Below are 12,696 nucleotides of genomic sequence, written 5' to 3' on the forward strand. Positions count from 1 at the left end.
AATGAAAAGAATATTAATTACAGGAGCAGCAGGATTCCTAGGTTCTCATTTGTGTGATCGTTTTATGGCAGAAGGATATTATGTTATAGGGATGGATAATCTGATTACAGGGGATCTAAAAAATATTGAACACCTGTTCAAAGAAAAGAACTTTGAGTTCTATCATCACGATATCACTAAGTTTGTACATGTTCCGGGAAAACTGGATTATATTTTACATTTTGCTTCTCCGGCGAGTCCTATAGATTATTTAAAAATCCCCATCCAGACCTTAAAGGTAGGTGCCATGGGAACACACAATTTATTAGGATTGGCTCGTGTAAAAAAAGCACGGATTTTAATTGCTTCAACGTCTGAAGTATACGGAGATCCGTTGGTACATCCGCAAACTGAGGAATACTACGGAAATGTTAATACGATAGGACCTCGCGGGGTATATGATGAAGCCAAACGTTATCAGGAAGCCATTACAATGGCCTATCATACATTTCACGGACTAGAGACCAGAATTGTACGTATTTTTAATACCTACGGTCCGAGAATGCGATTGAACGACGGACGAGTAATTCCGGCATTTATAGGCCAGGCCTTGAGAGGAGAAGACCTAACTGTTTTCGGAGACGGGGGCAAACGCGTTCGTTCTGTTATGTAGACGACCAAGTAGAAGGAATTTTTCGTCTGTTGCATTCTGATTATCATTTACCGGTTAATATCGGAAATCCGGATGAGATCACTATCAAGGATTTTGCCGAAGAAATTATTAAATTAACAGGAACAACCCAAAAAATAATTTACAAACCATTACCGGCTAATGATCCGTTACAACGCCAGCCCGATATTACTAAAGCAAAAGAATTGTTAGGCTGGGAACCTAAAATAGGAAGAGCAGAAGGAATGAAAGTTACGTATGAGTATTTTAAAGCACTTTCTCCTGAGGAATTAGCCAAAGAAGAGCATAAAGATTTTACCAATTTTATTCATTAAAAATTGTCATCAAGAACAGGTAGATATTCAGGCTATATAAGGCCATTTTCTTATGGAATTGATTTATTGATAATCAACTTCCTGAGCTATTATTTTTTACCTGAACCGCTAAATATCTTTAGCTATCACCTGTTCATATCAATTGCCTGGATACTGATTGCCTGGAATGTAGCTTTTTATGAAGTTTTTCGATTCACAACTGAGTTCCAGATCTTAGGTAAGATCGTAAAACAATATGTTTTATTCCTCATATTCAATTTTGCCTACTTAGGATACTTTTACAAGTTTTCCGAACCTTCTCAAATGATAAAATTTATTTCGTTATCATTAGTTTTGGTTACAGTAGAAAAGTTTTCAGTGTATTACTTTTTAAGGCGTTTCAGGGTTACTTTCGGAGGGAATTTCAGAAGAGTCATTATTGTAGGAAACGGTAAACAAGTAGATCAGCTGATCCATTTTTTTAACGACAATCCCGATTACGGATATAAGCTCATACATGTTTTTGATACGAAAGAGCTAAAGAAGAACAATTTTAAATCATGTTTCGAATATGTAACAGAAAATAAAATCGATGAAATCTATTGTTCCCTGAATAGTTTGACCAACAATGAACTAAACCGTTTCGTTAATTTTACAGATAATAATCTTAAAAAGTTAAAACTTTTACCCGACAGTAAAAATGTCTTATCCCGTAATTTGATTTTAGACTATTATGGGTATATACCTATAGTTTCATTGCGAAATATACCTTTGGACAAAAGAACCAGTCAAATAATTAAAAGAACATTTGATATTGCTTTTTCATTGTTTGTCATTATCGGAGTTCTATCTTGGTTGACACCTGTTTTGGCTATTTGGATTAAATTGGAGTCAAAAGGACCGGTGTTTTTTAAACAAAAAAGAAATGGTTTAAATTATGAAGAGTTCTATTGTTATAAATTTCGTTCCATGCGTTTGAACCCGATCGCTGATTTGGAACAGGTACAAAAGAACGACCCCAGAATTACCAGAATAGGTGCTTTTATGAGAAAGACCAGTATTGACGAGTTGCCCCAGTTCTTTAATGTGTTGTTAGGAGATATGTCAGTTGTCGGTCCGAGGCCTCACATGGTAAGCCACACTGAAATGTATGCTAAACGAGTAGATAAGTTTATGGTTCGTCATTTCATTAAACCGGGAATTACAGGTTTAGCCCAGACGAATGGTTATCGGGAGAAGTAGAAAATGAAAAGGATATTATCAACAGGGTAAAATACGACATCTTTTATTTAGAGAACTGGTCTATTTTGTTGGATATTAAGATCATTATAATGACCATCGCAAATGCTGTGAGAGGAGAAGAAAAAGCATACTAATGAAATTAGTCTCTGTTATAACACCCACATTTAATGCAGAAAAATTTGTTGCAGAAACCATTCAGTCGGTTTTAAAACAAACACATACTCATTGGGAATTAATTCTGGTAGACGATGTTTCAACGGATCATACGGTTTCCGTCCTCCGGTCTTTTGCTAAGCAGGATACGCGTATAAAAGTTTTCCAATTGGCTGAAAATTCAGGACCGGGTGTAGCTCGTAACTTTGCTATTCAACAAGCTCAGGGAAATTATATCGCTTTTTTAGATGCAGATGATTTATGGAAACCGGAAAAACTGGAGAAGCAACTTCAATTTATGGAGGAAGAACATCTTCCGATGACATTTTCTTTCTATGAACAGATAGATGAAGAAGGAAATAGCCTGCAAAAAGAAATTACAGCACCTTTAGAGGTTACCTATTCTAAATTATTTTATTGCAACTGGATTGGTAACTTAACAGGTATCTATTCTGTTGATTTTTTCGGTAAAATTCCGATAGCAAGCATCAAAAAACGCCAGGATTGGATCTTATGGCTTACATTGGTTAAAAAAATTGGTAAGGTAAAACCGGTTCCGGAAAGTTTAGCTTATTATCGTGTGCGAAAAAATTCTGTTTCGTCATCCAAAGTAAAATTGATTAAGTACAATTATACCATTTATAAAGATTTTCATGGCAATAATCCGTTGAAAGCTGCTTTCAATACAGGTTTGTTTTTGATTCACCAATTGTTGGTCAAGCCCCGTTTCACAAAGTAATCTGGTTATAGTTCCGTTTGAAATTGTTTTAGCTTTCCTCTGGCTGTTCGTTTTAAAATCTCTTTTCTGTTGTAGGTAAAATGCAATCCGGGTTCTAAATACTTGGCAATAGCTTTTTCAATTTCTGTAATTTGATTCAAAGTCAATTCGTTTTCGCTTACATAATCAATCTCAAAGGAATCCAAGGTCTTCTGGCGGACAATAAATTCTTTTACATTCCCGTCGTCTTCAATGATGCTTTTGGTTACATAGTAAAAGGTTAGTCCGGGCGATTTTTTGCCACTTGGCAACAAAGCAATGTCACTGGTTCTACCGATTAGTTTTTTTAAAATAGGTTTTTTAGCAGTGCTTTTTTCATCCAGAATCCCCATATCGCCTATTTCATAACGAATGAAAGGATGGGCTTTATTGTCTAAAGATGTAATCACTACTTTTCCTTCCGTGCCGTATGGAACAGGTTGGTTGTTTTCGTCTAAAATTTCTACGAATAAGGTTTCACTGTTTACCTGCCATTCGCCTTGTGGATTTTGAAAAGCAATCAAATCCAATTCTGAAGCGCCATATTCGTTTACAATAGGAACTCCTAAATACGTTTCTAACAACTTTTTGTCTTCTTCAAATAACATTTCCGAAGTCACCATGCAGACTTTTAAAGTCGGACAAACTTCGGTTAAAATGATGTTGCGCTGTTGTAAAAATTTGGCAAACAATACAATCGAACTGGTGTAACCGTTGATGTAGTCAAATTTTTTAGTTTTAAAATGTTCTAAAACACCTTCCAAAACCTTGTCTGATAAATCAAAAATAGGAAATCGGTAACGGTGACTTAAAAAATCTTTAAATCGTTCTTTGTAATAACCTGTTTTATCTAAAGGAATACCATAGAACCGTGCTTGATACGACGAATTAAAATCAATGCCAAACCAACCAAAGCGATACATATTGGAAGCCCAGGTTAAAGCATGAGCATGTTTATCCTTGGCAAAAACAAATGGGTCGCCACTTGAACCGGAAGTTTTATTCACAAAAACGGTCTTTTCGGTATATCCCTCAGAAAGTCTTTCAACTAAAGGCTTTTGAAGATGTTTTTTAGCTAAAACGGGTAAATGATTCCAGGAAGTAAAGGTTTCGTTGCCTGCTAAATTGCGGTAAAAAGTATTGTGCTTCAAATGAAAATCGACAATAGCTTGTTTTCGTTTTTCAATAAATTCTGGGTAATCATCTGCTGAAACTGCTGTAAATGAAGCAAATTCTTCTTGTGCTTTGGCAATAGGAAAGCCGTTTAATTTTAAGCTTAGATCAAATAGTTTCAGCATTGCTTTGGGTTTACCCAAAAGTATAAAAATTATGGTAAAAAATTTCTTTTCTCTTTCTTCTTTAGAAAATGTATTTTTGCAGAGAATTAACAACACTATCTGAACGATTCAGATTAAAAAACAACACAACACGATGAATATTCTTCTTTTAGGTTCGGGCGGTCGCGAGCACGCATTGGCTTGGAAAATGTTACAGAGCAATAAATGTAGCCAACTTTTTGTTGCTCCCGGAAATGCCGGAACAGCCCTGATTGCTAAAAATATAGCTATTAATCCAAATGATTTTGAAGCAGTAAAACAACTGGTTTTAGCAGAAAAAATAGAAATGGTAGTAGTAGGACCGGAGGATCCGCTAGTTAACGGAGTATATGATTTTTTTAAAAATGATGCAGATCTGGTTTCTGTTCCGGTGATCGGCCCGTCAAAATACGCTGCACAATTAGAAGGAAGTAAGGAGTTTGCTAAAGAGTTTTTAGTAAGACACAATATCCCGACGGCTCGTTATGAAAGCTTTACAGCAGAAACCGTTGAAAAAGGTTATGCATTTTTAGAAACATTGAATGCTCCTTATGTGTTAAAAGCAGATGGTCTGGCTGCCGGAAAAGGAGTTTTGATTCTAAATGATTTAGCTGAAGCTAAGGAAGAATTAAAGAACATGTTGGTCGATGCTAAATTTGGCTCTGCCAGTGCTAAAGTAGTTATCGAAGAATTTTTAAGTGGGATCGAATTGAGCTGCTTTGTCTTAACAGATGGACAATCGTATAAGATTTTACCAACAGCAAAGGATTACAAACGAATAGGGGAAGGCGATACCGGATTGAATACGGGAGGTATGGGAGCTGTTTCTCCGGTTCCGTTTGCAACGCCTGAATTTTTAGCTAAAATTGAGGATAGAATTGTAAAACCAACAGTTGCCGGTTTGCAGAAAGACAACATGGATTATAAAGGCTTTGTTTTTATAGGTTTAATTAAAGTTGGTGATGATCCTTTTGTAATTGAATATAATGTTCGAATGGGTGACCCGGAAACGGAAGTAGTAATGCCTCGTTTGAAAAGTGATCTGGTTGAAATCTTTGAAGCAATTTCTAGACAGGAATTAGATAAAATTTCATTAGAAATTGATGAAAGAGCAGCAACAACAATAATGATGGTGTCAGGAGGTTATCCGGAAGACTATGAAAAAGGAAAAACAATTACAGGCATTGAAAAGGTAGCCAACTCAATTGTGTTTCATGCCGGAACAACTTTAAAAGAGGGTGAAGTTGTTACAAACGGAGGTCGTGTTTTAGCCATTACTTCTTATGGGCAAACCTATGAAGAAGCTATAGCACAATCTTACCGCAGCATAGATACAATAGCTTTTGATAAAATGTATTTTAGAAAAGACATTGGTTTTGATTTATAAGAGTAAAACCAAAGACAATAAAAAAAGTCCCGAAATTTTTATTCGGGACTTTTTTTATTATTTCAAGAAAGAGTGAGCTGTTGTATCTTGCTCATCTTCACTGTTTGCTTTAAAAATACTTAATTGTTTCATCCAGTAAACGAATGCTACACAACAAATAATCATAAAGATCCAATTAATTGTATTAGCAGTCCACCAGTTTTCTAATTCTAGTGCTCTTAATGCATCATAAGGTTTTAGTAAAAAGTCAACAAACAATGATTGTATAGCCTCAAAAAACGATTTCATCTTTATAATGTATTATATTTACACCACAAAAATATAAAATATCCTGATGATTACAAGTATTTTTAGCAAAACAAGACCATTAAATTATTTATTATTAGGGGTTGTCCTGCTTGTATGTTCTTTTTTATACTTTTTTAGCAACGATCTTTTTACAGAAGGCCTAATTTCAGTAGGGTATTTTACATTGTATTTTTCGGTTATTGTTTTCAGTATCGGTTTAGTTGATTTCATTTCGGTAAAGAACAGTTTAACGAAAGGTAACAACTATGCCATTGCACTATTTCTGATCTTTCTCTTATTTTTTCCGAAGACTTTTCAAAACGGAGAGATCCTGATTTCGAATTTATTTTTATTGCTGGCACTCAGACGCTTAATATCTTTAAAATCATTAATTGCCACAAAAGAGAAAATTTTTGATGCTTCATTTTGGATCTTTTTGGCAACCTTGTTCCATTTTTGGAGTATACTTTATATTGCATTGGTATTTATTGCAATTATTTTGCATGCGTCAGGAGATTATCGCAATTGGATCATCCCTTTTATAGCTTGTTTTACAGTAGGGATCCTGTTCTCTATGGTAAACTTAATGATGGGTAACCAATTACTACCTCATTTATTGAACCAATCGTTCTTTAGCTTCGATTTTACCTATTTTGAAAGTGTTTATCAGAATATCGCACTGGCATTGTTTTCATCAATAGCACTTTTGTTTTTTTTCAACATGATCTTTACGTTACAGGGAAAACCATTGAATATGAAAACATCGTTTAAAAAACTTATTTTTTCATTTCTGTTAGGTGTTGCTATCTATGTGTTTTCGGCAGATAAGAATAACAGTTGTTTGCTCTTTAGTCTGGCACCGCTTTCTATTATGGGAAGTAATTTTTTTGAAGGAATAAAGAACAATATCCTAAAAGAAGTCGTTTTTGATGTGTTGCTCCTTTTAGGAATTGTATTTTTTGTGGTCTCTTTATAGCTTACTGCCGTAAGCTAAATCTCCGGCATCGCCTAATCCCGGAACAATATATTTTTTAGCATTTAAATGATCGTCAAGTGCCGCTACCCATAAATGACAATTTTCGGGTAGGTTTTCCTTTAAAAACTGAATTCCTTCCGGAGCAGCAATGACTACAGCGATATGGATCTCTTTTGGTTTTTGTTCCAGATGCAGTTGATTTAAAACAGCCACTAAGGATTGTCCGGTGGCCAGCATAGGATCTATCAGGATCAGGTTTTTACCTTCAAAAGACGGAGCTGCTTGGTATTCTACTAAAATTTCAAACTTATCATCATTGTCATAATGATGACGATAGGCAGAAACAAAACCGTTTTCAGCATCGTCAAAGAAGTTCATAAAACCTTGATGTAGTGCTAATCCGGCTCTTAAAATGGAACACAAAACCACTGGCTCAGCAATAGTTGTGGTGTGTTTCACGCCTAACGGAGTTTGAACATCAATATTTTTATAATCTAATGTTTTACTCAATTCGTAAGCCATAATTTCGCCAATGCGTTCAATGTTTTTACGGAACCGCATGCTGTCTTTCTGAATGGAAACATCGCGCAATTGCGTTAAAAAATGATTTAAAATACTGTTTTGTTCTGAGATATAATGAATGTGCATAAGTCAAAAGTTATGAAATGTTTTCAAGGATAAAAGTATAAAAACTATATTTGTAAATAAAATTTAAAATCATGTTTGCAGAATTTGCTTTTCCCATTTTTGAACAATCTATTAAAGACTATCATATAATTGACGATGTGTACCAACCGGTTAAGAATCCGTATGAAAAAGGCACTATAGAATATTTATTATATGCTAAAAATTGGGTAGATACAGTACAGTGGCATTATGAAGACATTATTCGTGATCCGCAAATTGATCCGGTGGCAGCATTAGACCTAAAACGCAAGATAGATGCTTCAAACCAGGTTCGTACGGATATGGTAGAATTTATTGACAGCTACTTTCTTCAAAAATACAAGGATGTTCAGGTAAAACCGAATGCTAAAATCAATACGGAAAGTCCGGCTTGGGCCATTGACCGTTTGTCTATTTTGGCTTTAAAGATTTACCACATGAGCGAAGAAGCTAATCGTGAAGAAGCTACAGCAGAGCATCGTGCAAAATGCCAGGAAAAACTGAATGTTCTTTTGGAGCAAAAAAGTGATATGTACACTTCTATTAACGAATTGTTGACAGATATTGAGAACGGAGACAAATACATGAAGGTGTACAAACAAATGAAAATGTATAACGACGAGGAATTGAATCCGGTGTTGTATCAAAATAAGAAGTAAATATTGGATGGCTAAGCCTAAACATATTTTAGTTATCAGGCTCTCAGCTATGGGCGATGTCGCAATGACGGTTCCCGTGTTGAGAGCTTTTTCTTTGCAATATCCCGAAGTTAAAATCACAGTGGTTTCCCGACCGTTTTTTGCGCCTTTTTTTGACGGAATTTCGAATGTCACTTTTTTCGGTGTTGATGTAAAAGGGCGGCATAAAGGTTTTGTAGGGTTATTGCGTTTGTTTTTCGATTTGTGCCAATTAAAGATTGATGCCGTTGCGGATCTGCACAATGTATTACGCTCAAAAGTGGTACGGACTTTATTTGCACTAAGCGGAAAGAAAGTCGCTGCAACTGATAAAGGCAGAGCCGATAAAAAGGCCCTGACACGTGTTGAGAATAAGGTTTTTGCTCCGGTACAATCGATGGTTGAAAGACATGTTGATACCTTTGAAAGATTAGGTTTTTCTATTTCTTTAGAGCATCCGATATTTCCGGATAAAGCGAAACTTTCAACAGAAATTCTTGCAGTTACAGGAGAAAAAAAACAAAATTGGATAGGAATTGCACCTTTTGCACAATATGAAACCAAAGTATATCCGCAGGATCTGATGCAACAAGTGGTGGATGCTTTAGCAAAGGATCAGAAGAATACTATATTCCTTTTTGGCGGCGGCGAAGCTGAGATACAAAAATTGAATCAATTACAAAACCAATATAAAAATGGGGTAGTAGTTGCCGGAAAATTGAAATTTAAACAAGAACTTGATCTGATTTCTAATATGGATGTGATGCTATCCATGGATAGCGGAAATGCTCATATTGCAGCCATGTTTGGTGTAAAAGTGATTACACTTTGGGGTGCTACACATCCGTATGCCGGATTTAAGCCTTTTAACCAACCGGATGATTTTTGTATTACGGCTGATAGAACACAATATCCGTTGTTGCCAACATCAGTTTACGGAAATAAAAAAGTGGAAGGCTATGAAGATGCTATGCGAAGCATTCAACCGGATACTGTAGTAGAAAAAATAAAAAAGGAGCTTAAATAGCTCCTTTTTTATTTTTATGTGTTTTGTGTTTATACATCATCATAATCCACTTCTATCTCGCTTGATGTAGGGTGTGCCTGACAGGTTAATGTTAATCCTTGTGCTACTTCTTTATCCGTTAAGATTTCATTTTTCTTCATTTCGGCAGTTCCTTTTTTAATACGGGCAATACAACTGCTACAAACACCACCGCGGCAAGAATAAGGAGCATCTAATCCTTTTTTAACGGCAGCATCTAAAAGCGTTTGACTTTTATCCATTTCAAAAGTAGTTTCCTCATAATCCAGTAAAACAGTAATCTTAGTTTTACCCTCTAGGTTTTCTACTTTTTCATTTCCGCTATCGGAAGTAGTGAATAATTCGTATTTGATACTTTTTTCAGGAATATGATTTTCTTTTAAAACGTCGTTAGCTGTTTTAATCATCTCTTCCGGTCCGCAAAGGAAGAATTTATCAAATGTTTTTTCGCTGTGTTTGTTGCGAATGATGAAGTTGATATTGGGCTTGTCGATGCGACCAAAGTGTTCGCCCGGAATATTAGCCTGACTGTATACATAATGTACAAAGAAACGGCTTAAATATTGTTCTTGTAATTGAGAAATCTCCTCGTGAAAAATAGTTTCTTCAGGGTTTTTGTTTCCGTAAAGTAAAACAAATGAACTGCGTGGTTCTTCTTCTAAAACGGATTTAATGATAGATAAAATAGGCGTAATACCACTTCCTGCAGCAAATGCAGCTAAATTACGTTGCTTATCAACATTCGGTTCAAAGGTAAATTTACCTTCAGGTTGGCTTACTTCTAAAACATTTCCTGCAACCAGTTTTTCATTGGCAAAAGTAGAGAACAGTCCGTTAGGAATGGCTTTTACTGCAATTCGTAATTCACCGCTTTTTGGTGAAGAACAAATAGAATAAGCACGACGGATCTCTTGTCCGTCTAACGTTAATTTTACAGTTACATATTGTCCGGCTACAAAAGTGTAGTGTTCTTTTAATTCGGCAGGAATATTAAAGGAAATAGAAACAGCTTGAGGGGTTTCTCTTTTTACTTCTTTTATGCTGAGTTTATAAAATGACGACATTAAAATATAATTTTTAAATGGCAAAATTAAGGAAACTATTTTTTTATTATATGATAAAAATCAGAAAACTATACCTAAGATCATTATACATAAGTTTTTTATGTATACATTTGTTTTGCATTAGAGATGAAAGTAGCATTTTCCGTAAATATAATAGACAAACGGGATGCCTAAAAAAGAATACAAATGAAAAATTCGCAATTGTACAAAGGGAGTTTGAATACCATCATTATGAAGTTGCTTGAAGAGAACGGCAGAATGTATGGCTATGAGATTACGCAGCGAGTAAAGGAAATTACAAAAGGAGAACTCCATATCACAGAAGGTGCATTGTATCCGGCGTTGCACAAACTGGAGGCAGAAGGCTTGTTGGATGTTGAGGTAGAAAAGGTAGACAACCGACTGCGAAAATATTACAAGCTCACAGAAAAAGGTTCGGAAGAAACAGTAAATCGTCTGGCTGAACTGGAGGAGTTTATTAAGAATATGCAAACTATTGTGAACCCTAAATTGAGTTATTGAGATGAAGTTAACGAAAGAAAACATTGTGCTTGTAGACAACTATTTACAAAATAACGGTGTTGTTTATTACGATATTCGTATGGAGATGGTCGATCATGTGGCAACTGCTGTGGAGGAAAAAATGAAAGCAGAACATGTTGATTTTGAAGAGGCTTTCGAAAATTTTATCTTTAACAAAGGGAAATTGTTTAAAAAAATAAATTCGGAAGCAACAAAAAGAGCAGGGAATAAGGCAAAGAGAATTTTGCTAAAAAGATTTTATTTACCCTCAACAATTTTGGTAGCATTTGGTTCTTTGGCTTTATTGTTCGGGATAAATTTTTTGTGGGACAGTGATTTAAGTTTTGACGTATATAGTGTTGTCTATATGGTTTTCATTATACGATTGGCTTTGGTTTATCTCTATAAAAACTTTTCCGGAAAATACAGATTTAAAAGAATAGCTGTTGTCGATAAAATGATTGGGTTTTATGCACTGTCAACCTATTTGTTGAATTATGTTTTTAGGGTAGATAAACACATTGATTCTGAATATATCCGAATGGTGTTTTTTGCTTTAATCATTGTATATTCATGGGTTGTATACCAAACAAGCTTAACCCTGGAGAGAGAATATAAACAATACGTAGAACTATGAAACTAACATCGGAACAGATTGATCGCTTGTATCAATTTACATATCAGTATCATGTAGAAAGGTATGATTTGCAAACGGAATTAGTAGATCATTTGGCAAATACATAGAAGCACAATGGAAAGAAAATCAGAAATTGGAATACTAAAGACTCTTTTTTTCAGTGTTTTTATTGTATTGTTTTATCTTTTAGAATATATCATTTTATTTGAAATTCCGTCAAAAGTAGAAATCTATTTAAAAGAAACTTATCCGGAATATTCTTTATAATTAACGTTTCAATTTAGATATTATGAAAGTTTATCGAGTTTCCAGGTTCTGGAAGCTTTTCCTTTTTAGCACAGCACCAATTTTGATTGTTTTTTTACATGGCTATTGGTGATGTCTTTCTTTTTAAAGATAGATGATTTAGAACCTGAAAATTTATGTTTTGCCCCTCTGTAATGTTATGGAATTAAGCAAACAAAGCTTTTAATTCAGTTGCATCCTGAGGCTTCATTTTACCGGATAAAATTAAACTAAGTTGTTTTCGTCTCAAAGCAGCTTCAAAGCGTTGTTTCTCTAATTCCGTTTCAGGCTCTATTGCCGGAATAGAAACAGGATTTCCATCATCATCAAGAGCAACAAAAGTATAAATAGCTTCATTAGCTTTTATTCTGCTGCCTGATTTGCGGTCTTCACACCAAACGTCAATAAAGATTTCCAATGATGTATTAAATGCGCGTGACACTTTAGCCTCTACAGAAACAATACTTCCGGACGGAATAGGGGAGTTAAATGCGACATGATTTACAGATGCCGTAACACATTCTCTGCCGGAATGACGGCTGGCAGTGATACTGGCTGCTCTGTCCATACGGGCTAAGAGTTCTCCGCCAAACATATTGTTAAACGGATTAGTTTCTCCCGGCAGCACCAGATCTGTTAGAATAGTAACGGAATCCGAAGGGTGTTTAGGTTTCATAGTTTTTTTGACAAAGATAAAAAATGGTAGCGACTTTATGAG

General features: G+C 35.2%; 15 protein-coding genes and 1 pseudogene. 11 read left to right on the forward strand and 5 right to left on the reverse strand.

The annotated features are described in order from the left end of the window. Window position 1: 1 nt before the first annotated feature. From DI487_RS07230 to DI487_RS07240, 4 genes and pseudogenes are all read left to right on the forward strand, one after another. A pseudogene (locus DI487_RS07230) lies at window positions 2-984 on the forward strand (UDP-glucuronic acid decarboxylase family protein). Between the two features lie 3 nt (window positions 985-987). Beyond that, a complete protein-coding gene (locus tag DI487_RS07235) occupies window positions 988-2,205 on the forward strand; it encodes an exopolysaccharide biosynthesis polyprenyl glycosylphosphotransferase (RefSeq protein WP_317046284.1) in 1,218 nt (405 codons plus the stop codon). 38 nt (window positions 2,206-2,243) lie between these two features. Beyond that, window positions 2,244-2,339: a hypothetical protein gene (locus DI487_RS16605; protein ID WP_317046289.1), complete on the forward strand. Its 96-nt coding sequence runs from the start codon at window positions 2,244-2,246 to the stop codon at window positions 2,337-2,339. Then, window positions 2,339-3,097 (forward strand): glycosyltransferase family 2 protein, encoded by a 759-nt coding sequence (locus DI487_RS07240; protein ID WP_109569043.1) that lies wholly within the window; start codon window positions 2,339-2,341, stop codon window positions 3,095-3,097. Before DI487_RS16605 ends, DI487_RS07240 begins: the two co-directional genes overlap by 1 nt. 5 nt (window positions 3,098-3,102) lie before the next feature. Here the strand turns inward: DI487_RS07240 and DI487_RS07245 are convergent, their stop codons facing one another. Then, window positions 3,103-4,413 carry a phenylacetate--CoA ligase family protein gene (locus DI487_RS07245; protein ID WP_109570630.1) on the reverse strand — a complete coding sequence of 437 codons (1,311 nt, stop codon included), beginning with the start codon at window positions 4,411-4,413 and terminating at the stop codon, window positions 3,103-3,105. Between the two features lie 133 nt (window positions 4,414-4,546). On the opposite strand from DI487_RS07245, the gene purD reads away from it, so the two are divergent. After that, window positions 4,547-5,818, forward strand: coding sequence for a phosphoribosylamine--glycine ligase (gene purD / locus DI487_RS07250; protein ID WP_109569044.1), 1,272 nt, complete (start codon window positions 4,547-4,549; stop codon window positions 5,816-5,818). A gap of 57 nt (window positions 5,819-5,875) precedes the next feature. Here the strand turns inward: purD and DI487_RS07255 are convergent, their stop codons facing one another. Further along, complete coding sequence (locus DI487_RS07255) at window positions 5,876-6,106, reverse strand: DUF6341 family protein (protein ID WP_109569045.1); 231 nt, start codon at window positions 6,104-6,106, stop codon at window positions 5,876-5,878. Between the two features lie 46 nt (window positions 6,107-6,152). On the opposite strand from DI487_RS07255, the gene DI487_RS07260 reads away from it, so the two are divergent. Beyond that, on the forward strand, window positions 6,153-7,082 hold the full coding sequence (locus DI487_RS07260; RefSeq protein WP_109569046.1) for a hypothetical protein: 930 nt from the start codon (window positions 6,153-6,155) through the stop codon (window positions 7,080-7,082). Here DI487_RS07260 and upp read toward each other — a convergent pair. Continuing rightward, complete coding sequence (upp, locus tag DI487_RS07265; RefSeq protein ID WP_109569047.1) at window positions 7,077-7,730, reverse strand: uracil phosphoribosyltransferase; 654 nt, start codon at window positions 7,728-7,730, stop codon at window positions 7,077-7,079. The two genes, DI487_RS07260 and upp, sit on opposite strands and share 6 nt — an antisense overlap. Before the next feature lie 71 nt (window positions 7,731-7,801). Between upp and DI487_RS07270 the strand changes: the two genes are divergently transcribed. Beyond that, window positions 7,802-8,407 (forward strand): DUF4254 domain-containing protein, encoded by a 606-nt coding sequence (locus DI487_RS07270; RefSeq protein WP_109569048.1) that lies wholly within the window; start codon window positions 7,802-7,804, stop codon window positions 8,405-8,407. A 7-nt stretch (window positions 8,408-8,414) separates the two neighbouring features. After that, entirely contained in the window at window positions 8,415-9,452 is a 1,038-nt protein-coding gene (locus DI487_RS07275) for a glycosyltransferase family 9 protein (RefSeq protein WP_109569049.1), read from the forward strand. A gap of 29 nt (window positions 9,453-9,481) precedes the next feature. On the opposite strand, the gene DI487_RS07280 is transcribed toward DI487_RS07275, so the two are convergent. Continuing rightward, the gene (locus tag DI487_RS07280; protein ID WP_109569050.1) at window positions 9,482-10,534 is read right to left on the reverse strand and encodes a ferredoxin--NADP reductase; all 1,053 of its coding nucleotides are present in this window, start codon (window positions 10,532-10,534) and stop codon (window positions 9,482-9,484) included. A 186-nt stretch (window positions 10,535-10,720) separates the two neighbouring features. Between DI487_RS07280 and DI487_RS07285 the strand changes: the two genes are divergently transcribed. The 3 genes from DI487_RS07285 (at window position 10,721) to DI487_RS16025 (ending at window position 11,960) form a co-directional block, all read left to right on the forward strand. Continuing rightward, window positions 10,721-11,056, forward strand: coding sequence for a PadR family transcriptional regulator (locus DI487_RS07285; RefSeq protein ID WP_109569051.1), 336 nt, complete (start codon window positions 10,721-10,723; stop codon window positions 11,054-11,056). A 1-nt stretch (window position 11,057) separates the two neighbouring features. Beyond that, complete coding sequence (locus DI487_RS07290) at window positions 11,058-11,693, forward strand: hypothetical protein (protein WP_109569052.1); 636 nt, start codon at window positions 11,058-11,060, stop codon at window positions 11,691-11,693. A 114-nt stretch (window positions 11,694-11,807) separates the two neighbouring features. Then, window positions 11,808-11,960 carry a hypothetical protein gene (locus DI487_RS16025; protein ID WP_170108183.1) on the forward strand — a complete coding sequence of 51 codons (153 nt, stop codon included), beginning with the start codon at window positions 11,808-11,810 and terminating at the stop codon, window positions 11,958-11,960. A 184-nt stretch (window positions 11,961-12,144) separates the two neighbouring features. On the opposite strand, the gene DI487_RS07295 is transcribed toward DI487_RS16025, so the two are convergent. After that, entirely contained in the window at window positions 12,145-12,654 is a 510-nt protein-coding gene (locus tag DI487_RS07295; RefSeq protein ID WP_109569053.1) for an acyl-CoA thioesterase, read from the reverse strand. Window positions 12,655-12,696: the final 42 nt, after the last annotated feature.

It is taken from the genome of Flavobacterium sediminis (assembly GCF_003148385.1).
GTDB lineage: Bacteria > Bacteroidota > Bacteroidia > Flavobacteriales > Flavobacteriaceae > Flavobacterium > Flavobacterium sediminis.